This is a genomic window from Micromonospora fiedleri (assembly GCF_016774385.1).
Lineage (GTDB): Bacteria > Actinomycetota > Actinomycetes > Mycobacteriales > Micromonosporaceae > Micromonospora > Micromonospora gifhornensis.
Genome location: NZ_JAETXL010000132.1, coordinates 1 through 280, shown reverse-complemented (window position 1 = coordinate 280; position 280 = coordinate 1). Strand labels below are relative to the sequence as shown.

Sequence of the window (280 nt, the reverse complement as noted above, 5' to 3'; positions counted from 1 at the left end):
GCTGCTCGCCGCCGTGCTGCTCGCGTTGCCCGGCCGACCCCGCCGGGTGGTCGCCGTACTGGCCGTCGTGCTGGTCCTGGCCGCCTTCACGCTGCCCAACCAGCCGTGGCGGATGCAGGCCGGCGCGTTCCTGCGGATCCCGCTGGAGGCGCGGCTGCTCGCCGCCGTGCTGCTCGCGTTGCCCGGCCGACCCCGCCGGGTGGTCGCCGTACTGGCCGTCGTGCTGGTCCTGGCCGCCTTCACGCTGCCCAACCAGCCGTGGCGGATGCAGGCCGGCGCG

The 280-nt window shown here is 76.8% G+C and carries 1 pseudogene; it reads left to right on the top strand.

Annotated elements, in window-relative coordinates:
• A pseudogene (locus JMF97_RS30965) lies at window positions 1-280 on the top strand (hypothetical protein); the annotation flags it as partial.